At 52.7% G+C, this 24173-nt stretch carries 23 protein-coding genes; 10 read left to right on the forward strand and 13 right to left on the reverse strand.

The window, feature by feature from the left end; all coding sequences use genetic code 11:
* The first annotated feature begins 44 nt into the window (after positions 1–44).
* Positions 45–1076: a M23 family metallopeptidase gene (locus HOM51_15665; protein ID MBT5035951.1), complete on the forward strand. Its 1032-nt coding sequence runs from the start codon at positions 45–47 to the stop codon at positions 1074–1076.
* Between the two features lie 8 nt (positions 1077–1084).
* Here the strand turns inward: HOM51_15665 and HOM51_15670 are convergent, their stop codons facing one another.
* The 4 genes from HOM51_15670 to HOM51_15685 all read right to left on the reverse strand — a co-directional run bounded on the left by HOM51_15670 (position 1085) and on the right by HOM51_15685 (position 6980).
* A complete protein-coding gene (locus HOM51_15670) occupies positions 1085–3082 on the reverse strand; it encodes a hypothetical protein (protein MBT5035952.1) in 1998 nt (665 codons plus the stop codon).
* 342 nt (positions 3083–3424) lie between these two features.
* Positions 3425–4351 carry an MBL fold metallo-hydrolase gene (locus HOM51_15675; GenBank protein MBT5035953.1) on the reverse strand — a complete coding sequence of 309 codons (927 nt, stop codon included), beginning with the start codon at positions 4349–4351 and terminating at the stop codon, positions 3425–3427.
* The gene (locus tag HOM51_15680) at positions 4351–5235 is read right to left on the reverse strand and encodes a TauD/TfdA family dioxygenase (GenBank protein MBT5035954.1); all 885 of its coding nucleotides are present in this window, start codon (positions 5233–5235) and stop codon (positions 4351–4353) included. Before HOM51_15680 ends, HOM51_15675 begins: the two co-directional genes overlap by 1 nt.
* Before the next feature lie 71 nt (positions 5236–5306).
* Positions 5307–6980: an adenylate/guanylate cyclase domain-containing protein gene (locus HOM51_15685; GenBank protein MBT5035955.1), complete on the reverse strand. Its 1674-nt coding sequence runs from the start codon at positions 6978–6980 to the stop codon at positions 5307–5309.
* 158 nt (positions 6981–7138) lie between these two features.
* Here HOM51_15685 and HOM51_15690 point away from each other — a divergent pair, with 158 nt between their 5' ends.
* Entirely contained in the window at positions 7139–7456 is a 318-nt protein-coding gene (locus HOM51_15690; protein MBT5035956.1) for a hypothetical protein, read from the forward strand.
* Here the strand turns inward: HOM51_15690 and HOM51_15695 are convergent.
* From HOM51_15695 to HOM51_15710, 4 genes are read right to left on the reverse strand one after another with little or no spacing between them, the layout of a single operon-like run.
* The gene (locus HOM51_15695; protein MBT5035957.1) at positions 7453–8241 is read right to left on the reverse strand and encodes an SDR family oxidoreductase; all 789 of its coding nucleotides are present in this window, start codon (positions 8239–8241) and stop codon (positions 7453–7455) included. The genes HOM51_15690 and HOM51_15695 overlap by 4 nt on opposite strands.
* 25 nt (positions 8242–8266) lie before the next feature.
* A complete protein-coding gene (gene leuD / locus HOM51_15700; protein ID MBT5035958.1) occupies positions 8267–8890 on the reverse strand; it encodes a 3-isopropylmalate dehydratase small subunit in 624 nt (207 codons plus the stop codon).
* 3 nt (positions 8891–8893) lie between these two features.
* Positions 8894–10303 carry a 3-isopropylmalate dehydratase large subunit gene (leuC, locus tag HOM51_15705; protein ID MBT5035959.1) on the reverse strand — a complete coding sequence of 470 codons (1410 nt, stop codon included), beginning with the start codon at positions 10301–10303 and terminating at the stop codon, positions 8894–8896.
* A gap of 5 nt (positions 10304–10308) precedes the next feature.
* Positions 10309–11202, reverse strand: coding sequence for an oxaloacetate decarboxylase (locus tag HOM51_15710; protein ID MBT5035960.1), 894 nt, complete (start codon positions 11200–11202; stop codon positions 10309–10311).
* A gap of 112 nt (positions 11203–11314) precedes the next feature.
* Here HOM51_15710 and HOM51_15715 point away from each other — a divergent pair, with 112 nt between their 5' ends.
* The 4 genes from HOM51_15715 to queF all read left to right on the forward strand — a co-directional run bounded on the left by HOM51_15715 (position 11315) and on the right by queF (position 15462).
* Positions 11315–12775 (forward strand): sulfatase-like hydrolase/transferase, encoded by a 1461-nt coding sequence (locus HOM51_15715; GenBank protein MBT5035961.1) that lies wholly within the window; start codon positions 11315–11317, stop codon positions 12773–12775.
* 73 nt (positions 12776–12848) lie between these two features.
* Positions 12849–13877 (forward strand): tRNA preQ1(34) S-adenosylmethionine ribosyltransferase-isomerase QueA, encoded by a 1029-nt coding sequence (gene queA, locus HOM51_15720; protein MBT5035962.1) that lies wholly within the window; start codon positions 12849–12851, stop codon positions 13875–13877.
* Entirely contained in the window at positions 13874–15001 is a 1128-nt protein-coding gene (gene tgt, locus HOM51_15725; GenBank protein ID MBT5035963.1) for a tRNA guanosine(34) transglycosylase Tgt, read from the forward strand. The genes queA and tgt overlap by 4 nt, the downstream gene beginning before the upstream one ends.
* Positions 15001–15462 (forward strand): NADPH-dependent 7-cyano-7-deazaguanine reductase QueF, encoded by a 462-nt coding sequence (queF, locus tag HOM51_15730; GenBank protein ID MBT5035964.1) that lies wholly within the window; start codon positions 15001–15003, stop codon positions 15460–15462. The genes tgt and queF overlap by 1 nt, the downstream gene beginning before the upstream one ends.
* Positions 15463–15563: 101 nt before the next feature.
* Here queF and HOM51_15735 read toward each other — a convergent pair whose 3' ends face one another.
* The 4 genes from HOM51_15735 to queC form a co-directional block, all read right to left on the reverse strand.
* The gene (locus tag HOM51_15735) at positions 15564–17399 is read right to left on the reverse strand and encodes a PAS domain S-box protein (protein MBT5035965.1); all 1836 of its coding nucleotides are present in this window, start codon (positions 17397–17399) and stop codon (positions 15564–15566) included.
* Between the two features lie 374 nt (positions 17400–17773).
* Positions 17774–18133: a 6-carboxytetrahydropterin synthase QueD gene (gene queD / locus HOM51_15740; GenBank protein MBT5035966.1), complete on the reverse strand. Its 360-nt coding sequence runs from the start codon at positions 18131–18133 to the stop codon at positions 17774–17776.
* 30 nt (positions 18134–18163) lie between these two features.
* On the reverse strand, positions 18164–18796 hold the full coding sequence (gene queE / locus HOM51_15745) for a 7-carboxy-7-deazaguanine synthase (protein MBT5035967.1): 633 nt from the start codon (positions 18794–18796) through the stop codon (positions 18164–18166).
* Entirely contained in the window at positions 18793–19482 is a 690-nt protein-coding gene (gene queC, locus HOM51_15750) for a 7-cyano-7-deazaguanine synthase QueC (protein ID MBT5035968.1), read from the reverse strand. Before queC ends, queE begins: the two co-directional genes overlap by 4 nt.
* A gap of 87 nt (positions 19483–19569) precedes the next feature.
* Between queC and queG the strand changes: the two genes are divergently transcribed.
* Both queG and HOM51_15760 read left to right on the forward strand, forming a co-directional pair.
* Positions 19570–20622, forward strand: a complete 1053-nt coding sequence (gene queG / locus HOM51_15755) for a tRNA epoxyqueuosine(34) reductase QueG (protein MBT5035969.1) — start codon at positions 19570–19572, stop codon at positions 20620–20622.
* Positions 20623–20657: 35 nt separating this feature from the next.
* Positions 20658–21458, forward strand: coding sequence for an SUMF1/EgtB/PvdO family nonheme iron enzyme (locus HOM51_15760; protein ID MBT5035970.1), 801 nt, complete (start codon positions 20658–20660; stop codon positions 21456–21458).
* Positions 21459–21461: 3 nt separating this feature from the next.
* Here the strand turns inward: HOM51_15760 and phaR are convergent, their stop codons facing one another.
* The gene (gene phaR, locus HOM51_15765) at positions 21462–22067 is read right to left on the reverse strand and encodes a polyhydroxyalkanoate synthesis repressor PhaR (GenBank protein ID MBT5035971.1); all 606 of its coding nucleotides are present in this window, start codon (positions 22065–22067) and stop codon (positions 21462–21464) included.
* Positions 22068–22234: 167 nt separating this feature from the next.
* Here phaR and HOM51_15770 point away from each other — a divergent pair, with 167 nt between their 5' ends.
* Both HOM51_15770 and HOM51_15775 read left to right on the forward strand, forming a co-directional pair.
* Positions 22235–23416 (forward strand): acetyl-CoA C-acetyltransferase, encoded by a 1182-nt coding sequence (locus tag HOM51_15770; protein MBT5035972.1) that lies wholly within the window; start codon positions 22235–22237, stop codon positions 23414–23416.
* 18 nt (positions 23417–23434) lie between these two features.
* Complete coding sequence (locus HOM51_15775) at positions 23435–24172, forward strand: methyltransferase domain-containing protein (protein ID MBT5035973.1); 738 nt, start codon at positions 23435–23437, stop codon at positions 24170–24172.
* Position 24173 lies beyond the last annotated feature (1 nt).

The following is a 24173-nucleotide window of genomic DNA, read 5'->3' on the forward strand; positions in this document are numbered from 1 at the left end:
GAGCAGCCAAATTCTTTATTAATTGCACAAGAAGGAGGTTCCAAATGTTTAGATCCACCTTAGTTCGTTTAAGAAGACGTCATTGGATTATCTGGGCATTCGGGGTTTCACTTGCTTTTTCAGTGCTGGGCGCGACCGAATCTCTTGGGCAGCGCAGCGGGATTAGTTCGGAAGGCCGCGCAATCATTGATAACATGAGCGGGGAGGCGCGCCGGGAATTCCGCTCAATGAGCCGACGAGATCGACGTGCCTTCATTGAAGACCTGCTAAAGAAACGATCGAAGGACACCGTAAAAAAAGACACGACCCCCGCGCAGAATTTTGAAAAACTTGAGGGCTTTGTTCCGCCCGGCGAGATATCTTCGGAAATTCGCACGATGGTGGGTAAGAGCCGTCGCGGCGAAAGAGACAAAGCGGTCGAAATTCAGAAAAAAAGAGGCGCGATCGAGACCGGGCTTAAAGCCAAATTTATCGGCGGTGCGGATTGTCCAGAAATTGATAGCGAGCAGTGGGCAATCGATTATTCATATAAGCGGCCATGGCCTGCCTTGCATAAGGGCGTGGACATCCCGCAACCGCGCGGAACCCCAATCCGAGCTGTGGCTGAGGGAACAGTCATTGGAAAATTTGAAAATCAAGGTAATCGCAAGGGCATCGAAATCATGCTCCGTCACACGCCAGCAGAAACCGGCCTGCCCTTTTGGATATATTCCCAATATACCCACTTACGTGAAATGTCACCCCTACCACTTGGCGCGAAAGTGACGGTTGGTCAGGAAATTGGTAAGACCAGCAATACCGGAAAGATGGGACGGCGCATCCGTCGCGACGCGCTGCATTTTTCGATTGTGTACAGCGTCCGCCCTGAATGGTCCAACAATGGAAAGGTCATAATTCCAAAAGCGAGTTATTGGATGGACCCCAACGCGTTCTATAGAGCAAGCCCGCCTTACGATTCACAATCCCTGGCCAAACTGCCCGACGATCAAAAGAATGTTCCAACACCCTACATGAAACCCGATGGCTCCCTCGTACCACCACAAACCAAACGCATCTGGCCGTATCCGTGTGAGTGAGTTGACGACTATAGAGGGAGCCCCACAGAACCCAGCTTTGATAAAAACGTCTCCAAGTCTTGTGGGTTTCTGTACGGTTGCTGCTTGCCAAATCGTTTGAGTGAAAAGGTTGGGTCTGCTGCCATTACATTTTTCAAGCCGCGACGCGCCTCGCTAAAATTATCCTGCGATGAATAGGCCGCAATTTTTACAAGGCAAGGCGTTAATCCCACTGAATTTAACCGCAAGGAATCATCAGCAACTGCAGTGGCTGCCGCAAAATTTTCACTGAACAGTAGTGCCAACGAGAGAACATCGGTAAAGAACGGCGGGAAGACAGGCGAATACCGAATGGCCCATGTGACGTGCTCGATTGCATCGCTTTGCTGGCCGCAATAATGCAACACGTTGGCAAAGAAGCCGTTCGCGTTAGTGCAGTTTGGACGCAGCGCCACCGCATCACGACCAACAATAAGCGCATCATCAAATCGACGGTTCATCAGGTGGACGTGGCTTAAAACCATGTGCGCCTGCCCGTCAGCATCTTCCATAACGACAGCTTTTTCCGACCACTCACCAGCGAGTTTAAGTGACTTGGCCGGCTCATCGCCCCAGGCTTTAAAAGCGTCGAACCAATGACACATCGCGGTCCACGTAGCGCCGGTAGATACTTGCGGCTGCTTTTTATCGACGATTTCAAAAAGTTTACGGGCACGGTGCACAGAGTCTTTCTGGAGTTTGAAAAATTCTTGCAGCCCTTTGTAAAATATTTCCAAGGATTCTCGGTCTCTGAGAGTCCTGTGCCAGACCGCCGCCTGCTCGCCCCTAAGAAGCTTTACGTCCAATGCGGATATAATTTCCTGAATGACCTCGTCTTGAACCTCAAAACCGTCGTCGAGTTTACGATCATAGGTTTCCGTCCAAATCGCATTCCCCGCCAGAACGTCAATAAGTTCCGCTGAAATGCGTAAGTTCGACGCAGCGCGGCGTACGCTGCCCTGCAAAACATAGCGGACTCCTAGTGCCTTGCCAGCGCTTGTGGTGTCTTGCCCGCGCATGGCGTTCGCGGCACCCGCTGCTATGAGGAAGATACCGGTGACCTTCACCAAAGCCGCTTGAATGTCAATTCGGATCCCCTCAGCCAAGTGATCATTTTCTGTATCACCTGTCAGATTTGAAAATGGCAAGATGACCATCGACGGGCGTTCCGGCACGCTTAGGTCGAGGCCTTGTAACTGGGGTGGGAAATTGGTGTCGGACAAAGCCTCTTTCGGTGGTTTATTGCTCACGGCGCGAATGAGGCCATTGGTTTCGACAGCAGGCGCGTTCGGGGCATGACGCACGGCCTCTCGCTGACGCGCAATTTCATCGCACAGAGAAACTGTCTCATCACTGGGGGCGATATCCAGTTCCTTCCGCAATAAATCTTCGCAGGCTTTGAATTGTTGAAGTGCAGATTCAAATCGCTGCTGTTGCGCCAAAGCCCGCATAAGAGATTGATGCACCTGTTCATGCAAAGGATCTATGGCAAGCAATTTCCGAGCGACCACGATTGCTTCGTCAGAGTCTTCCAATTCTTCATAATGGTGAAGCAGGCGTTCCAGTGCGGATACGGCAAGGTCAGATATCCTGCGTCGTTCGGTGGTGATCCATTCTTCGAAAAGGTCTTCATTAATATTGAGCCCCGCTGCAAATTCACCTCTCAGTAAATTTGCAGCGGCCTTTAATGAGTCAATATCGGGTTGGGACAGCAGACCCTCAAGCATCGCTGTATCGGTATCGACGCGATCAGGGACAAGCGTAATCTGACTTGTATCAGCAGATATTATATCTTTGGCGGAACCAAGGGATTTCCGCAGTCGTGCCAAATTTTGACGCAGGCTTGTGCGTGCTTGCTCTTCAGCACTTCGACTCCACAGAAGCTCCGCCAATTGATCCCGGGACCGCGCGACACCAGGCGGGCTCGCTAAGTAAACCAACAGCGCCTGGGACTTTTTTGTTGGCAATCGCAATTCCGAACTGTCCATTGTTGAAATCCGGGGTACGCCCAGCAATTGAAGCTTTAAGATTGTCATAGCGATACATTACAGAGGAAAAACGCCGAAATCGCCTCTGTTCGCAATTTTTCACACTTTTTTCACGATGGAGCTAAAAATTGCGAACGCCGATTTCACGGTCCCCGGTCATAGTCTCCTCATCGACCCAAACATTAAAACAGGAGAAAGATCATGACCCACAACAATGACCAACAAAACGCCCACCAATTACGCGCCGAATTTTTGCTTGAATTGTTAGTCAGTTTGAAGCGGTTCGTCGGCGTGACCCTTGCTGAGCAATTTTGTCGAACACGGGTCCACGGATAGAGCGCATTAAGACGACAGCGCCCGATACGTCCGCTGGATGTTATAGTGATGCCGTCCGATGTTTGGGACGGCTAGGGGGTCGTCGGGCGGTAAGGTGAATTGTTTGCTTAAGGTAACTTGGTCCAAGGTTTGCTCTAATGATCGTCCGGCAACTAGTGCACGCTGTACGCCGTCGGTGACGTCGCTGAAATATTCGAGGTATGCGTCCAGCAATTCAGGACCTGCCAAGGAGCGATGCGCAGATACAATCAAGTCGATATCTAGGTGCTCGATAATTTTGGTCACGGTATCGCGGAATACTTGGGCGTCGGTCTCAAGCGCCAAACCGAAATTTCCGCCAGTTAAGTTTCCCATCCAAGCGGCCTTGGCTTCCGGCACATAAACGATAGTGTCACCCGGCGTATTGGCGGGGCCGAAATAATGGCATTCCACGACCCGGTCGCCGAGATCAATCATTAGATAATCCCCAAATACGATGTCTGGCCCGCGATAAGTTACGCCTTCGAAATTGGTTTTATCATTGCCCACGCAAGGCAACATGAAGGCCATTTCTTCTTCAAAATAGACGGTCCGTGCTGCGGTTTGGTGCTGTTGAATGATGCGGGTCTCATCCGGAAAGGCGCAGTTTCCGAAGGTGTGGTCGCCGTGATAGTTCAAATTGACCAGATACAGGATCGGCTTGTCCGTAACCTCCCGAATGCGCTCAAGAATTTGACCCGCCATGGGGAGGGTGAAATGTGCATCAATGACCAGAACGCCGTTCTCCCCAACCACGAAGCCGGTGTTGTTCACGCCGGTGATGGACGACAGCAGGATGTAGACTCCTGGCGATATTTCCTTGGTTTCGAGTTGTGCCCCAAGCGGATTAATTTTCCACTTCACAAAGCTATCGGGAAAGTCTGCCCAATCGAGAAGTTTGACTTCAGTGGTCATTATTCGGCGGCCTGTTCCATGGTCGGGCCATCGCCTGCCAACGTCGTGCGGCGCATGTCGCGGGGCTCATCCGTCGGGGCCAGACGGGCACGGTGCATTGTTTGGCGGTTGTCCCACATCACCAAATCGCCGACCCGCCATTCGTGGGCATAGACAAATTGCCGCTGGGTCGCGTGTTCTATCAAATCGCGCAGGAACATCCGGGCTTCCGGCACAGGCCAGCCGACAATACTGCCCGCGTGGGATGCCAGATAAAGCGACTTCCGGCCAGTTGCCGGAAGGGTACGGATAAGCCTTTGGCGAACCGGCGCGAATGTCTTTTGTTCGTCCTCAGAGAAATCGAAGAAGCCGATCTGTTGGCGCGAATACATCTGCGAATGCTCGCACACCAAATCCTCGCATTGGTCCTTTAGGTCATCATCTAGCGCTTCATACGCCGCCCCCATATGGGCGAATTCTGTATTACCACCTTTCGATGGCAGGGTAATGCCGTGCAGGAGCGAATACTTCGCCGGGACCGGTTTGAACGAACTATCGGAATGCCACAGGCGGGTGCCTGTCGCGAACATCCGCCGACGGTCGTCACGTGCCATGGGTTTGTCATCGACATCCAGGTTAGAGACATCGGCGAAGGTCGGCGGCAGGCGGTATTGGCCTTCTTTCCGCAGTCCTGTGCTAAAGGTTTTTTCGAGCGGACCAAGGGCGAGGGTAAAATCAAGCTGTTGATCTTGGGTCATCGGTTGTTCGCGAAAGACCAATACCGCGTATTCGTCCATACCAGCGTGGATCGCTGCGGCATGATCATCGGAAAGCGGCTGGCGAATATCAACGCCATCGACTTCACCGCCAATACAAGATCCCAGTTGGCGAATTGAAATGGCCATTTTTGTTGCCTTTCTACTGATCCCGATAGGCGACTTTAGGACCAACTGGGATAATCGACAAGAAGGTACATTTAGAGATTAATTTTAAACGGTTCAGCGGTCGCAAAGATTGAAACTGTCTCGTCTCGTCCCTTTAATGAAGCCGCTGTTTTTGTCAGTCCCTGCTCGTCCAACCCAGCCGCCTGCACGATCACGTCTGACATCACCAGGGGCATTCCCAGTTTTTTGGTTTCGGCTTCCAGCCGAGCGGCGATGTTCACGTTATCGCCAATGGCTGACAATATGGGGGTCGCTGGGGGTCCCATGGTGCCAACGATGGCATCGCCGCCGTGAATGCCAATACCCATGGCCAGCGGTTCCTCCAGTTCACCGGCGAACCGTCTGTTCAAATCTTCTATCCGGCGGAACATTTCAACAGCCCCCGCAACTGCGTTACGGCAGCCATCTTCAAAACTTCCCTCCAATCCATAGAGCGCCATCAGACCGTCGCCATTAAATTGGGTGTAACGGCCATTGGTGTCTGACAAAGCCGCCGCCATTTCGGCAAAAAATTCGTTGAGAATAAACACGACATCATAGGGCAGATTGCGCTCACCAAGTTTGGTCGACCCCCGCAGATCGGCGAACAGCATGACGACCTTTATCTCCTTGCCGGTGACGCCACCCGGTCGCATCGCTTCCCTCGGCCCTGTGGTTGGTGGCAGAAGCGGTATAATCCGCACATCACGCCGGGGCCTCGTCTGACATGCAAGCCGCGTATCAGGCGACGCGCCGATGCGTTCAAGCACGGCTAATTCGTCCTTGTCTGGAGGCGGCAAGTCGTCCAGTCCGTCCATAATCCGCACCCGGCATGTGGAGCACCGTCCGCGCCCGCCACAGACTGAGGCGTGTGGGATGCCCTTAATCCGGCTGACATCTAATATGCAATGTCCAAGGGGCATAATGGCCGTCACCCCAGAAGGATAGGTGACAGAAAAAGTACCGCGCCTGGACCGGTAGGCATGGCGCACGATCCGGGCCACCAGGACCAAGGCCAACAAGCCAAAAACAAGCCCCATCAGCTTGAAATCCAGGCCCGATAAAGCCGCTCTTAATTCAACGGGGGACGCCCTGTACCCTGCAAAAAGAACGCTGGGTAATCCTGGGTCAGCCGCCAGGCGCGCCGCCATATCCGACGTACCGCGCAGATAGCCCGCCAATGCCATAATTGGAATGAGCACAGCCAGCGGATAAAGGATCACCACCGCCTTTGGATACCATGGCCTGATGCGGAGCCAAAAATGAATACCGATGGCCATGTGTCCCCAGGCCACGAATATCAAGGTGGATTGACGCAAGACAAACGCCCAGCCCTTGCCATAAAGAAAAGCAATTGTGCCGGGATAATTGACCTCGATATCCAGCACCGCCATGGCGATCCGAGTGCCAACGATGTGGCCCGCCGCTAAGGCCGGGATGCTGAACCCAAGAAGGATCCTAATCCACTCCCAGGTCGGCAAATTCAAATGCGACCGGTTATACAGAGAATTAAGCGCAAGGGTAATGTGAGTAACGAACGACCCCATCAACAGAATCATGCCGGGGGGGCTGCCCCATACTGTCACCAGCACCCGTCGCATGGCTTCCATGGCAGGGATCGATGCAATGCCAAGAGACGCATTGATCAAGTGCAAGACAACGAACGTTGCCATGACCAAACCAGTAAACAGCCGTACGCGCTTTCGGATCATTTCGTCTCTATTCACCCAATAATTCTTGGGTATCAATTCTGCAAAGTGTTCAAGTTGCTGACAGCTTAGCGATATATGATGCCTTTGAATACGGCCACTCGCGACATTCCGAGGCTTTGATAAATTTTACTTAACTTAACACGACCGAGAAATAATCTGAGGGGAGACAATCTATGCTAGCTACTCAAGAGCGCCGACAAACAGAAAGCCGACGGGTGTCTGTGTCCGCCGATATCAAAGAAGATCAGCGTTCTGATGGACGACGATCGGATTCCGACAGACGTGGGAATTACATCAATATCGATCATGACAGCGAAATATTTCTGTTCGAAATGTGCGAGTGGCTAAACGCGTCCACCAAAGACGCTTGGCAAATTGGTCCCAATGAGAGCGAGCCGTCTGGCAGCCCTGTTAGTTGCCGTGTGCGCTTTGACAACGAAACAGACCTTACAGCTTTCATCGCCTGGATGGACGGCTGGCGCGAGAGTTAGAATAAACTCCGCACCATACCCCCATCTGCCCTGGGTGCTGCGCCGTTAATAGCGGATGCCTTTGGCGAACACAGGAAGGCGACGACGTTGGCGATTTCTTCAGGCTTTGCCCAACGCTGCAACAAAGACGTTTGGCCTTCGCCTTCTTCGAAATAGGCGCGGCTCATTTCGTCGACCGTGGTGCCGTCGATTTCAGCCAGCTGACCCAGAAACGCTTCGACGCCATCTGTCCACGTTGGTGCAACCTGCACGGTATTTACCGTCACGCTGGTGCCTTTGGTCAATTCCGCGAGGCTTCTGGCGATGGAAACCTGCGCCGTTTTGGTCATCGCGTAGTGCGCCATCGCCGGGTTGGGTTTTGAGCTTTGGTCTGAGCCTATAAAAACAATCCGGCCCCAGTCCCGATCCAACATGCCTTGCATAAAAGCGCGGGACAGGCGGACGCCGCTCATCACGTTGAGTTCGAACATGTCGAACCATTCCGCGTCTTCAATTTCGAAAAATGGTTTTACTTCAAAAAATCCCGCGTTGTTGACTAAGATATCTATATTGGGAGTTTCGCTGATCAACGCGTCTACGCCTTCAGCAGATGATAAATCTGCTACGATTCCTGTAACTGAACCCAGACCCTCCAACTCCTGAACTGCAGATTTTACCCGATCTGGGTCCCGGCTGTTAATCACCACCTCGGCCCCTTCACTGATCAAGCTCTCCGCAATCGCTCGACCGATGCCCAAGGTTGATCCCGTCACCAGAGCCCGTTTACCTGTAAGGTTTAATTCCATTGCCGCTTCCTCCTGTGCATCAATCTTAAGCTGGCTCAGGCGCTGCCCAACCGAAGTTACCCTGATAGTTTTCTGCGAACGTAGCCATCTTTTCTTCGTGTTCCATGGTAAGCCCTATATCGTCCAGCCCTTCCAACAGGCAGCGCTTGCGAAACGGATCGATGTCGAAGGCATGTTGGCTGCCATCCGGTCCGGTCACAGTCTGAGCTTCGAGATCAATCTCAATCGATGCGCCGGGTTGATCGAAAAGTTGCGCCCTTAATCCTGCCAGGGTTTTCTCATCCAACCTGATCGGCAAAACGCCGTTCTTGAAACAATTGTTGTAATGAATGTCACCGAAGCTGGCAGCGATCACGGACCGAAACCCATAGGCGGCGAGAGCAAATACCGCCCCTTCTCGGGATGAGCCACAACCAAAATTAACATCGGCAACGATGATTTGTGCCTTCCGGTAGGGTTCTTGATTGAGAATGAATTCAGGCTTTTCATTATCGTCGTTGTCAAACCGGAGATCGTGGAACAGATAAGTCGCATAGTCCGGATGACGCCGCGACTTCCGCAGATACCGCGCCGGGATGATCTGATCCGTGTCAACGTTGATCCGGTCGAGGGGCATGGCAACCGCTGAAAGTTTTGTAAAAGGCTGCATGATTTAGTTCCCCTCTATTAAGTCGCGGACATCGGTTATGTACCCGGTGACCGCCGCCGCAGCCGCCATCTCTGGTCCCGCCAAATGGGTCCGAGCGCCGGGGCCCTGACGTCCTTCGAAATTACGATTAGACGTTGAAATGGAACGTTCTTTCGGCGCTACATCGTCACCATTGATACCGACGCACATGGAACATCCGGCATAGCGCCATTCAAAACCGGCGTCGATAAATATCTTATCCAGACCTTCGGCTTCGGCTTCGGCTTTGACCATGCCCGAGCCCGGCACCACCAAGGTCGGGACTTTGGCCTTGCGACCCCGCGCCACGACAGCGGCGGCACGAAGGTCTTCAATCCGGCCATTGGTGCATGATCCTATGAAGACTCGATCAACCGGCACACCGACAAGCGGCGTGCCCGCAGACAATCCCATGTAATCGAGCGAGCGCTGCTTGGCGTCCTGGCGTTGAGGGTCGGTTTCTTGTGCCGGGTCTGGAATAAGATCGGCTATGCCAATAGCATCTTCCGGACTGGTCCCCCAAGTCAGGGTCGGTGCCAAGCTTCCAATATCAATTTCAACTTCCTTGTCGAAGGTGGCGCCTGCATCGCTTGGCAACATCTGCCAATAGGCAACGGCGGCATCCCAGTGCTTGCCCGTCGGGGCAAAGGGTTTTCCTTTTATATAATCTATGGTCGTTTGATCGGGGGCGACCATGCCAGCCCTTGCTCCCGCCTCAATCGACATGTTGCACACCGTCAGCCTTTCTTCGACCGACATCGCTTCGATTACAGGCCCTGCGTATTCGATGGCATGACCCACAGCACCGGCGGCACTGATGCGCGCGATAACGCCCAAGATGACATCCTTCGCGGTCACGCCGAACCCGCGTTCGCCGGTGATTGTAATCCGCATAGACTTGGGTTTGAGCTGCCATAAGGATTGCGTCGCCAAGACATGCGCAACTTCGGACGCCCCAATTCCAAACGCGAACGCCCCCATGGCCCCATGCGACGAAGTATGAGAATCACCGCAAACGATCAGCAATCCTGGCAACGACAGTCCTTGCTCAGGGCCGACGACGTGGGCAACGCCTTGGCGTGAATCGCTCAAGCCAAAATGATTAATGCCAAATTCATCAGCATTTTTTTCTAGGGTTCTGACCAAGTCCCCGCGTTCATCGTCGGCGAAGTCGGCGCGGTCTTCAGAACCCGTACCAACGTAGTGATCCGGCGTGCCAAACGTCAGGTCCGGTCTCAAAACTTTTCGCCCACTTTCACTCAGCATATCGAAAGCATGGAACGAGCCGTCATGACAATAATGCCGATCAACGAAGAGCAGGCTTTGGCCTTCGTCATTTGTCAGAATTACATGCGCATCCCAAATTTTTTCGAACAGGTTTTTAGGTTGTGCCATGATTTTTAGTACCCGACCTTAGCGTCTTCTGAGACCGCATAACGTTCTTCCATTTCCTGAATTTCTTCCATCCCTAAAAGATCGAAGAATTGGCGGAATGTCGCCACCCGGTCGAGAATACCGGTGACTTCGCCCGTTTCTTTCAGTTCCGCCAGCATGTCGGTGATCGCCGGAATGGCCGCAAGGATCGCCAAGTTGGGATAGATCACAATCTTATACCCAAGGTCCTGAATTTCATTCGCCGGCAACAGCGGTGTCTTGCCACTGGAAGCCAGATTATAAAGCGTCGGCACATCGAAGGCTTCAGGGATTTGTCGCAGTTGATCCATGTCCCGGGGGGCTTCAATGAAAATGATGTCCGCGCCCGCTTCTTCGTAAGCTTTTCCCCGCGCCATCACCGCATCAAATCCTTCCACCGCCAGCGCGTCAGATCGCGCAATGACAACAAAATCATCGTCCATGCGGGCATCCACAGCGGCCTTGATCTTGGCTGACATTTCTTCGGTCGGGATGAGGGTTTTTCCGGCCAAGTGCCCACAGCGCTTCGGCCATTGCTGGTCTTCAATATGGACACCTGCGACACCGGCGCGCTCATAGGCTTGGATGGTGCGGCGCACATTGATGGGACCGCCGTAGCCCGTGTCAGCATCGGCAATTAGCGGCAAGCCGGAGGCTTCTGCGATGCGACCAGCGTTGTCGACCATTTCATGCATGGTCAAAAGCCCGATGTCCGGCACGCCCAGACGAACCGCTGAGGTTCCAGCTCCCGTCATGTAGATCGCTTTAAATCCGGCCTGAGCCACCAGTCGAGCATTCAAGGCATCGGCGACGCCGGGCGCAGAAATGAGGTCTGGGCCTTTGAGCAAGTTTCTTAATCGAGATGTGGGCCGTTCTGCCATGGGATATTCCTTAACAATGTCATCGATGGGTGTTTACCGGAGAAACAAAAGTTTCTAATCTTTGACCATACGTCAAGCCCGCGTATCGACCCACCTCAAAGAAAGGCCCCCAATGCAGCCGAAGAACCTTCTGATTATCATGTCCGATGAACACAATACTCGAGTGCTTGGATGCGCGGGTCACGACACCGTCAAAACACCGAACCTGGATAAATTAGCAGCAAGGGGCACGCGATTTAATGCGGCCTACACAGCGTCGCCGATTTGTGTGCCAGCGCGGACGGCCTTTGCGACGGGACGCTATGCCCATCAAACCGGGTCCTGGTGTAATGCGCATCCCTACACCGGCGAGACCAAGGGATGGGGGCATCGACTGCAAGATACCGGCCATCGGGTCGTTTCCATTGGTAAGCTACATTACCGGAATGAGGCCGATCCCACAGGCTTCGACGAACAAATTATACCGCTGCACGTCGTCAATGGGACCGGTGATATCTTGGGCGCGGTTCGGGACGAACTGCCAATCCGGCGGAAGGGCGTGACATTGTTGGAAAACATCGGCCCCGGTGAGTCGACCTATCTGGATTATGATCGGAATATTACAGAGGCTTCTGTTCGGTGGCTGCAAGATCGCGCAAAAGAAAAAGACGACAAACCCTGGGTGGTCTTCGTTTCCATGGTTTGCCCGCATTATCCGCTGATCGCGCCGCAGGAATTTTTTGATATGTATGATCCAGCGACGATCCCTCTGCCGAAAGGGATCAATGACGAAGGCTTCACGCGCCATCCCTGGGTCGACGCCTCAAAAATCTGCCAGAACTTTGGCGATTGTGACGATGCCGATAAATGGAAAATTGCCATCGCTTCCTATTATGGTCTTTGTAGCTTCATGGACGACAACGTCGGCAAGGTCTTGGCCGCGCTTGAGGATAGCGGTTTGGCAAACGATACCCGCGTCATCTACACCAGCGACCACGGTGATAACTTGGGAGCACGGGAACTGTGGGGGAAATCCAATTTGTATGAAGAGGCTGCAGGGGTCCCCTTGATCATGGCGGGTCCCGACGTGGACGCGGGCGTGGTTCGGAGCACCCCGGTGACGCATCTTGATTTTTATCAAACGATTATGGAATGCGTTGGCGAACAAGCGGTCAATTCTGGGGGCGATACCGACCTACCGGGCCAATCCTTGTATGACTTGGCCGCGAACGGTGACGATGCAACAAGGCCTGTCCTCAGTGAATACCACGCCGGGGGCTCACCAAGCGGTGGGTTCATGTTGCGCAAGGGGCAATTCAAGCTGAATTATTACATTGGCTTTGAACCTGAATTGTTTGACCTGGACTCAGACCCGGAAGAGCTCACGAATTTGGCTTCTGACCCGGCGCATGCTGAAACGCTGAAAGACTTGGAACGGGAACTCCGGAAAATCGTCGACCCGGAAGAAATTGACCGTCGCGCAAAGGCGGATCAGGCCGCCCTCGTCGAACGCCACGGCGGACGGGACTCTGTCGTTGCCAAGGGTGGGTTTGGCGCTTCCCCCGCACCCGGACATAAGGCTGTCTTTAACTGATTGTCCCCTCTTAATTGTACCGTGGCGGGGATTTGTGTAGGGTCCGCCAAATTCAACCGTGTGGGCCCCATCCATGAACGTCGACGAATTTGATTTCGACCTGCCGACTTCTGTTATTGCTCAGCGCCCTGTTACCCCTCGGGACAGCGCCAAATTGCTGCGCGTAGCCGATGGCTTAAGCGATCACATCGTTCGGGATTTGCCGCTGTTTCTCCAGCCCGGTGATCTTTTGGTTTTTAATAACACCAAGGTCATTCCCGCCCGCATCAAGGGCAAACGGGGTAATGGCAAGGTCGAGGCGACCCTGCATAAAAATATTTCACCAGATACATGGAAGGCGTTCGCGCGTCCGGGACGAAAGATAAAACCGGGCGACCGTCTATTTTTTGATGGGGGATTCGCAGCGACGGTCTTGGAAAAAGGCGAGGGCGGTGAAATCACTCTGAAATTTGATCACGCGGGTGAGGCGCTAATGAAGTTGCTCGACCAAAATGGCGCGATGCCGTTGCCACCTTATATCAAGCGTGATGATTTGGCCGATACGAAGGACCGGTCCGATTATCAAACCCTGTTCGCGGAAAAGCCGGGTGCGGTTGCAGCACCTACCGCGAGCCTGCATTTCACGCCTGAGTTAATGGGTTCTTTAAAAGAATGCGGCGTGGATCAGGTTCTGCTGACCCTGCACGTGGGCGCCGGAACATTCCTGCCGGTGAAGGTGGACGATACCCGGGATCATAAGATGCACGCTGAATGGGGCGAGATTACGCAAGTGGCCGCTGAAAAAATCAACGCGGTTCGGAACACCGGTGGAAGGATAATTGCGGTTGGCTCGACGGCGCTACGATTGCTGGAAACGGCGGCGGATGATCGCGGAGTCGTGCAGCCCTTCACCGGCGATACAGATATTTTCATCACGCCGGGGTATCGGTTTAAAGTACCTGATATGATGCTGACCAATTTTCACCTGCCCAGATCAACATTGTTTATGTTGGTCGCAGCCTTTGCGGGAATGGACCAAATGAAACGTGCTTATGACCATGCCATGACAAGCGGATATCGGTTTTATTCGTATGGCGATTGTTGCCTATTGGATCGGTCATGAGTGACTTCGGCTTCGATCTAAAGGCAAGCGATGGCAAAGCCCGGCGCGGAACCTTGACCACTGGGCGAGGCGCCATCGAAACCCCGGCCTTCATGCCGGTCGGAACGGCAGCTACGGTCAAAGCCATGACACCTGAGGCGGTGGCGGAGACAGGCGCACAAATCATCCTCGGCAACACCTATCATTTAATGTTGCGTCCGGGTGCGGAACGAATTGAACGGCTCGGCGGGTTACACAAATTCATGAACTGGGCGGGACCCATTTTGACAGATTCCGGCGGCTTTCAGGTCATGTCGCTCTCTCAATTGCGGAAGATCAGCGAACACGGCGTTGAGTTCCAGTCTCACATAGATGGGTCACGCCATGAACTGACGCCAGAATCATCCATGGATATCCAGCGGATGCTAGGCGCGGACATCACCATGGCGTTTGATGAATGCACGCCGTATCCGGCGACAGAGCAAGAAACCTTGGAGTCTATGGAGTTGTCGATGCGTTGGGCCAAGCGCTCCAAAGAGTCGTTTCAACAACGTAATGGATTTGGGTTATTTGGTATTGTGCAGGGCGGTGTCTACGAAGACCTCCGCCAAACCTCGGCTTCAGCGCTGCTGGACATCGGCTTTGATGGCTACGCGATTGGCGGGCTAGCGGTCGGTGAAGGGCAGGAATTAATGTTCCGAATATTGGACTCTACCGCGCCTTTATTACCCACCGACAAGCCGCGCTATCTTATGGGGGTGGGCAAACCGGATGATTTGGTGGGGGCCGTGGCCCGGGGCGTTGATATGTTTGATTGCGTGCTGCCGACCCGGTCCGGTCGCACCGGCCAAGCGTTTACGCGCCGGGGAACAATTAATATTCGCAACGCGCGTCACAAGGATGACTCTCGTCCCTTGGATCAAGATTGTACCTGTCCCACGTGCACCGGATACGGCCGCGCCTATCTTAATCATCTGGTTCAAGCCAAAGAAATTTTGGGATCGCAGCTTTTGACTTGGCACAACCTGCACTATTATCAGGACCTGATGCGGGACATGCGCCAAGCCATCGAAGGTGGCGCTTTCCAAGCTTTTCAGGAAAAATTTACCGCAGACCAGGCCCAAGGCGATATTGAGGAAATTTGATGGCGAATGATAAAAATGACCTAAGCCAGTTGGGCAACAAGGCGGACCTCCCAACCGACCCGGACGCAGCGATCCTAGAAACAGTTCCAAACTCGCAAGCCAGCACCGATTACATGGTGCGCTTTACCTGTCCGGAATTTACTTCTTTGTGCCCGGTCACCGGCCAGCCAGACTTCGCGCATCTGTTGATTGATTATGTGCCGAGCGACTCACTCATCGAAAGCAAGTCGCTAAAACTCTATCTGGGATCATTTAGAAACCATGGCGGATTTCACGAGGACTGCACAGTCTCCATTGGCCAAAAGATCATCGCGGCGGCAAAGCCCAAATGGCTCCGCATCGGCGGCTACTGGTACCCGCGCGGCGGTATTCCCATCGATGTGTTTTATCAAACCGGCAACGCACCAGAGGGTGTTTGGATTCCGGATCAGGGGGTGGAACCCTATAAGGGCCGAGGGTAGTTAGCGCCTTGCCTCTCCGGTTAAGACAGTCACCCACTACATAATTGTAAACGACACGGTATGCCGACGCCGCTCAATCGGCTGCTGTTGATCCAAAGCAATCACTCAGAAATGGGTAGTGTGAAGAAAAAGGTGCTCCCGACATCAGTATTAGATTCGAAATTTATTGCGCCTTCATGTTTCTCGATGATCGATTTGGAGATATTTAATCCCAATCCCGTACCACCTTTCTCTCGGCTGTCCGAGGAATCTACCTGAGTAAATCTTCCGAAAATTTGTTCTCTATATTGTTCCGGTATTCCTGGTCCATGATCTGAGACAGATACTCTCGCGACTTGCTCCTGACGGGTAACGGATATTTCAACATTTTCCCCCTTAGGGGAGAACTTAGCTGCGTTGGACAGCAGATTTGCAATTACCTGAACCAGTCGGTTGGCATCGCCCTCTACGGTTATCTTGGGACCACGGTCTGCAAGGACAAACGTCACACCATGTTCGTCTGCATATCCCTTATTGGTCTCGACCGCATCCGCCACAAGTTCCGTGAGGCTAAGCTTTTTAAACTCGAACTCCATGCTGCCAGATTCAATTTTTTCCATATCTAAAATATCGTTGACCAGATTGATGAGACGGTCGGTATTTCTATAGGCGATTTCTATCATGCTAGTTGCCGTATCCGGCATTGCTCCAAGAATGCCATCGGTTATAAGTCCCAGCGATCCTTTGATCGATGTCAGGGGGGTGCGAAGTTCATGGCTAACTGTCGAGATGAATTCGCTTTTCATACTATCTACTTTCTTGCGTTCGCTAATGTCGGAACGAATTGAACAAATTGCATCTTCACCATCCCAATTTATTACGAACGAGCGCCTATCCTCCCAGAAGACGGCACCATTCATTTTCACGCCCATGGTTTCCTTATCTGCAATCTGTTGTGTGTTGCCTAAACGAATGTCATGAGTATTTTCTTCAAAATCCGGATGGGTTAGAAGCTTGGTTGATGGCAATGCTAAAATTTCATCCGCCGAATTATATCCATACATATTCGCCAGAGTAGAATTGGCATAAAGTGGTACACGCTTGCGATGGACGAGAACGCCATAATTTAACGTATCGATGAGCCTGTGAAAGCGTTTCTCGCTTCGGAGCAATTTTTGTTCGGATTTTTTCTGGTCCGTAATATCAATACGAAGAATTGCAATGCCGCCATGCTTAGTTCTGAACTCGTGAATTTGAAAAAATTGTCCGTTGTCGAAGTTTAGCTCAAACGGACCTGTGGGATTAAAATGACGCTCAACGCGAGTTTTAACCCATTCCTCATAGGCTTCAGATTTCTCATTCGACTCAAAATGGATTGCACGGGTTCTAGCGACGTCCTCAAAAGACATGCCTATCTTTAGACCGTCGCTTTGTTGGTCAATTGCCGATTGATACTGATCATTGAAGATTATCAACTTGTCATCGGCATCAAAAAGGGCGAAGCCATCTTTAAAGCTGTTTACGACGTCATTAAGCCAATTTCGTTCCTGCTTAACTTTTTCCTCACTTTCCAAACGGGCTAATTCGGCTTGTTCTCGCTGTTCAATTTCTTCTTCAAGGCGAGCGGTGCGGATATCCACAAGGTCAGACAATCCTTGAACTCCCGGCACCCATTTAAACAAACCAACGGCAAGAAAGATAAACCCTCCCAAAAAACCAACAAACTTTTCTAAAATCGCTTCGGTTTCGGTGTCGCCAACAATGATAAACCGGTTGAGACTCTCGAAATTATCGCTGATATCAAGAACACTTCCGAACAATAAAAGTACAAACCCAAAGACGATGTAGTTCCAGCCCTCCCGGAACTGTGCAAACCGGTTTCGCGCGGCATTCCACAGGAATACCACAATTCCTAACAAGACGACCGCACGCACAGATTCGAGCAAGATATCCGACATAGACCTATCACTCTTCCCAAGAGACAGAATTACTTTGTCATCAAACTTCCGCGACAAAATATCTTCGGATGAATTGGGTAATTCCCTTAGGTGTCATGTATGGATCATCCACATATATGCAATAAAATTTTCGTAAATACGGATAAACAGCAAGTTTTGGAGGAAAATGTGGTCAATCACGCCACTCGATTGGTACACCCGGCACGATATTGATGTATTGGTTGGTGAGACTCAGGCAATGGAAAAAAAGATGCTGAGATGGATATGACAAATGTTCGCTAGCGGCTAATTTCTGCCGTAAAATGCATGTGTGCGTGAATCCTAAATGTAGGGAGTATTTGCATTCACCGGATGGGCACGGTTCGCTCTAGTCGTTAATCCTCACCGCGATAAATACACCCTGCCGTACATGTCTCGTGCAATTCGATCTTGCTGAGTTGTGGCAGGTAAGGGTGAAGCCGTTCCCAGACCCATTTTGCGATGACTTCGCTGGTTGGATTATCCAGGCCGTCGATGTCATTTAAGTAATGGTGGTCGAGTTGATCGAGGATCGGCGCAAACGCGGCTTTGACATCGGCGAAATCCATGACCCAGCCTTTGTCGACATCCAAATCCCCGGACACATGAATAACAATTCGGAACGAATGGCCGTGCAGGCGCGAGCATTTATGCTCAGCAGGCAGGTTCGGCAAACGGTGGGCCGCCTCGAACGTAAATTCTTTAAAAATTTCCATACTGCTCAACCAATCCCCTCAACGAATCCCTCATCGAATTCCTAGGAATTTATGGGTTTGCAGGCTCAATCGCCACGGGGGATGCGCGAGACAATACTCCAAGGCGAGGCCTGTGTTGCGCTCTCTATCGGGTCCATCCATCGGCTGCAAGAGAAAATGCTGGAATTTTAGATCTTCAAAGTCTGCTGGGTCAGTGCCGGATTGGGGATAGACCAGCTTTAATTCATGGCCTGAGGTGAGCGCCAGGGATGTTCCCGCTTTGGGACTGACACAGATCCAATCGAGGCCGTCCGGCGGATTGATGGTGCCATTGGTTTCAACGGCGATCTCAAATCCTTTGGTGTGAAGTGCTCCGATTAAGTCCTCGTCTATTTGTAGCATCGGCTCACCGCCGGTGCAGACGATAAATGGGTGCGCTACCCCCTCTGGCCATTGCGCCGTGACCGCATCCGCCAGCGCTGTCGCCGTTTCAAACTTTCCACCGCCATCGCCATCCGTACCGACAAAGTCCGTATCGCAGAAGGTACATTCGGCGTCGGCTCGGTCTTTTTCCAAGCCCGACCACAAGTTACAACCGGCAAATCGGCAAAAGACGGCGGGGCGGCCGGCGTTGATGCCTTCACCTTGCAACGTATAAAAAATTTCTTTTACCGCATAGGTCATGAAAATTGATAGCGGGTTGGATCAGGCACCCCCGCCTCCAAAAATCCCTTCTTTCTGAGTTGGCACGAATCACATCCACCGCAGGCAGCGCCAGTTGTATCGGGATCGTAACAACTTATCGTGAGGCCATAATTGACGCCCAGTTCCAAACCCTTGGTGATGATCTGTGCCTTCGTCTGATCAATCAACGGCGCGTGAATTTTAACTGTTCCTTCGCCTTCGACACTGGCCTTGGTGGCGAGGTTCGCCATCGCCTCAAACGCAGCCACGTACTCAGGTCTACAATCAGGGTACCCACTATAATCCAATGCATTAACTCCGACGAAGATATCGAATGAGCCCAAAACTTCAGCCTTGGCCAAAGCGAATGAAAGAAAAATAGTGTTGCGGGCAGGAACGTAGGTGATCGGAATTCCCTCATTCATTTCGTCATCCGAACGATCTTTTGGAACGTCGATATCGTCGGTCAGCGCGGACCCGCCAAATCCCCGAAGATCAATATCAACAATCGCATGTTCGGCAACGTTGGCTGATGTCGCAATGTGCTTTGCCGCCTCAATCTCAACATTGTGGCGCTGACCATAGCTAAACGAAAGCGCATATACCTCATAACCTTGTTGTTGCACGAGGGCCAGAACCGTTGATGAATCCAATCCGCCGCTTAGAAGAACTACTGCCTTTGGCATTTCTATATTTCCAAAATCACATATTTCAATTTTGCGCGGCTAAATAACATATATGATCGGTGCTGGCGAGAAGAGGCTGGAAAATCAGTGGAAACTATAAAACAGGAAATTCGCGAATACGCCCTAAATTTAGGCTTCGACGTGGTCGGGTTCGCCCCCGCTGTGTCGGTGCCGGAAGAAAAGCGCGCGCTTGATCATTATGTTGCGGAAGGCCTGCACGGCGACATGGGCTGGATGGCCGATACGGCGGAACGACGCTCCGACCCCGCCGCCCTGATGGATGATGTCAAAACCATTATCGTGGTCGGCATGAATTATGGTCCCAGAAACCTCGCCCCCCTGCCGTCTGATAGAGGCAATATCAGCGTCTATGCCCGAGGTAAGGATTATCACGACATCCTCAAAAAACGTCTCAAGCGGCTGGGTCGCTGGGCGGGCGAACGCTGGGACTGTGGCATTAAAGTCTTTGTCGATACGGCACCTGTGATGGAAAAGCCCATTGCCGGGCGTGCGGGAGTCGGCTGGCAGGGCAAGCATACCAATCTGGTTTCCCGTGAATTTGGCTCTTGGCTGTTTTTAGGAGAGATGTTTACGTCGTTGGACCTCCCCCCAGATCAGCCCCCGGAACAACCTGTGGCGGATCACTGCGGCTCCTGTGATGCCTGCGTGCGGGCCTGTCCGACGGAGGCGCTGTCCGGTGATGGCCAAATTGATCCACGACGCTGCATTTCCTATCTGACGATCGAGCACAAAGGCGATATAGAGCCAAGCCTCATGGCTGGAATGGGGAATTATGTTTATGGCTGCGATGATTGTCTGTCGGTCTGTCCGTGGAACAAATTTGCGCTTCCGACCCAAGAAAGCGCCTTTTTCCCCCGGACTGAATTAACCGCGCCTCGTTTATCAGACTTGGCGGATCTTGATGACGCGGCGTTTAGAACTTTTTTTTCGGGCTCCCCAATCAAACGGACTGGCCGTGACCGCTTTGTCCGCAACGTTCTGATTGGCATCGGCAATAGCCAGGATAAGGCCTTAGAGCCCTTTGCTCAGTCCCACTTGGACGATCCTTCCCCCTTGGTTCGGAAAGCTGCAGGGTGGGCGTTAGAGCGCTTAAGGGATAGACGCGGCACGATTGACTGACTATATCCATTAAAGGCACTTATTGAATTTGGCGCATGTTTAAAATCTTTTTTCATTTTCTGGTCTTGGTTCTTTTCGCAGGGGCGTCAGAGGTTGGTGCGCAACAGCATAAACCCGGCACCGTCTTCAAAGACTGCAAAGGATGCCCGGAATTGGTGGTCGTCCCGGCGGGCTCCTTCATCATGGGCTCCAACACCCGCCACAAATACGAAAAGCCATCCCACAAGGTCACCATTGGGAAGCCGTTTGCCATCGGCAAATACGAAACCACCTTTGATGAATGGGATGTCTGCTTCGTCAAGGGCGGCTGCAAGCATAATCCCGACGATCACAAATGGGGCCGAGGCCGACGACCGGTTGTCAATGTCACGGTCACTCACGTGAAGGAATACCTTCGTTGGATCAGTCAAATAACGGGGCAAAAATACCGCCTGCCCTCGGAAGCGGAATGGGAATATGTGGCCCACGCCGGCACGACCACTGAATATTGGTGGGGAGATGAGATGGGCAAGGACAACGCCAATTGCCGCCATTGCCTGACCGACGGCATTCCCCACGAAACCTTTCCGGTCGGAACCTATAAGGTCAATCCGTTCGGGCTGTTTGATACCAGTGGCAACGTCTGGGAATGGACTTTGGACTGTTGGAATAAAAGCCACGCGGGGGCACCGACTGACGGCTCACCGCGCTTAACCGGCAACTGCGTCAAGCCGGTTATCAAGGGTGGGTCCTGGTACTATATCCCCAAGAACCAGCGGCCAGCATGGCGTGCGAAGAATGATCATCGGGCTAAAAGTTACGGGATTGGATTCCGGGTACTCCGCGAACTTCGCTAGAAATTACTGATCATTAATTGGGCGAGGCCGCCCGGCACGCACCAAATCCTGAAGCGTTTTTTCCATATCTCCCAAACGATCTCGAAGGGCTTCTACCTCTTCTGTCGTCGGACTTTCTGCATCGCCGTCTTTAGAATTTTCTTCGTCCGCACCTAACATTTCTTCAAACGCCGTTAAATTACGCCGGCTCATTTCTTCCAATCTTTCCGCCTGATCCGGCCCGCCCCCTGAAGCTTGTAAATATTGCCGCATCTGATCTTGGCTCCGTGCTAAGGCCAGCATGCAGTGTTCCAGATACCCTGGCACCAATGTTTCCAGGCTATCACCGTAATAGGTTGTTAATTGCCGGAGGAAAGCCAAAGGCAACAACCCCCCTGAGCCGCTTTCCTTCTCGGCGACAATTTGGATCAGTACAGAACGCGTGATGTCGTCCCCATTGGTTGCGTCATAGACGACAAATTCGGTGCCGTCCTTCGCCATCGTTGCCAACTGGCCCAAGGTCACGTAACTACTGGTTACCGTGTTATAAAGTCGCCGGTTGGAATATTTTTTAATGACCGCCGGAAACGCCCCCGGCGTCGAATGAACGAGCGTCAGTCGCTTTGCCATACTCTAGTCCTTTCATGCATCCCGGGTCATAGGGTTTCACAGGCATTGCTGCAATGCAAAATAAAATTTTGTGCTGCAAAATTAAGTCGGTTCTACGCTCGGATGTTTGCTCCATTCGGAGCGACGGGTTAGGCTGATAAAATGCTTTATCGCGGAGGGGATATCTTATGACTCAAGTCGTCATTGCCGGTGCTGTACGCACGCCGATTGGATCGCTCAATGGTTCTTTAAGTTCGGTTCCAGCGCACTATCTGGGCGAGATCGCCATTGTTGAGGCTCTGAAGCGCGCGAAGGTGGACCCAAGCGAAGTCTCTGAGGTCATCATGGGTCAAATCTTAACCGCAGGTGCGGGCCAGAATCCGGCCCGGCAAGCCGCCGTCAATGCGGGCATACCGGTCGAAAAAACAGCCTATATCGTCAATCAACTGTGTGGGTCGGGACTGCGCGCCGCTGCCCTTGGCAGTCAGGCGATCAGAATCGGCGATAGTGACATCGTCGTTGCCGGCGGCCAGGAAAGCATGAGCCAATCCCCGCACATCGTGCACATGCGGAATGGCGTCAAAATGGGCTCTACTGAACTTGAAGACACGATGATGCGGGACGGGTTACTGGACGCCTTTCATGGCTATCACATGGGCATCACCGCAGAAAACATTGCTCGGCAGTGGCAACTGACCCGCGACGAACAGGATGAATTTGCCCTGGCGTCCCAAAACAAAGCCGAAGCCGCACAGAAACAAGGTCGCTTCAAAGACGAAATCGTGCCTGTCACCATCAAAACCCGCAAGGGTGATGACGTGGTTGAGGAAGATGAATACATTCGTCAGGGACTTAAAATAAATGATCTCAGTAAACTTCGCCCGGCGTTTGAAAAAGACGGCACCGTAACCGCAGGCAATGCATCTGGCATCAACGATGGCGCATCCGCCGTAATTCTTATGACCGAGCATGAGGCAAAAAAGCGCGACGTGCAGCCCCTTGCCCGCATCGTTTCTTGGGCAACCGCGGGCGTTGATCCATCAATCATGGGCACAGGCCCCATCCCCGCCAGCCGCATGGCGTTAGATAAAGCGGATTGGACGGTCGATGATTTGGACCTGATCGAAGCCAACGAAGCCTTTGCAGCGCAAACCTGTGCCGTTGGCCGCGACATGGGCTGGGACGCAGAAAAACTCAACGTCAACGGCGGTGCCATCGCCTTGGGCCATCCTGTCGGTGCGTCCGGGACCCGCATTCTAGTGACCTTGTTGTATGAAATGGAAAAACGGGACGTCACGAAAGGCCTCGCCACGCTTTGCATTGGCGGCGGCATGGGCATCGCTATGTGTGTGGAACGGGGTGGCTATTAGCAGTAGGCTACGGCTGCAATGTGGCGCGATGTAGTAGATTTAAGAGATTTCTATGGCTCCGGCCTGGGCCGCGTCGTGCGTCGCGCGATCCGTGCGAAGGTCCGCGCCATCTGGCCTAATACCAAGGGAATGAGCGTCCTCGGCGTCGGCTATACAACACCTTATTTAGGCCCCTTCCGAAGCGAAGCCACCCGCGCCATCGCCGCCATGCCTGCCGGACAAGGGGTTCTGCACTGGCCAGATAACGGCACGGGCCTGACAACCTTAGTCGATGAAATCGAATTACCATTCGCCGATCTTTCAATGGACCGGGTGCTTCTGGTGCACGCCCTGGAATGTGCCGAACAAGCGCGCCCTCTCTTGCGTGAAGTGTGGCGGGTAATGTCGGCAAGCGGTCGTCTGATCATCGTCGCCCCCAACCGGCGCGGCGTTTGGGCACGGTTCGAGAGAACTCCCTTTGGCCACGGACTGCCGTATTCCACGGGGCAGCTGTCACGGCTGCTCAGAGACAACATGTTCACACCGACGCATTCGGAAAAAGCGCTCTACGTGCCGCCGGTTTATTCACGAATGATGCTGGCCTCCGCCCCCGCTTGGGAAGAAATTGGGCAGCGTTTCTTCAATACATTCGGTGGTGTCGTCATCGCCGAAGCATCCAAGCAAATTTATGCCGCCAATGCAGAACCCGTGAAAAAACCAAAACGGCGCTATGTCACTCTGCCACAAGGCAACCCAGGTGCGCCGACCAGAAGCTAAG

The sequence above is a fragment of the Rhodospirillaceae bacterium genome (genome assembly GCA_018660465.1).
Lineage (GTDB): Bacteria > Pseudomonadota > Alphaproteobacteria > Rhodospirillales > JABJKH01 > JABJKH01.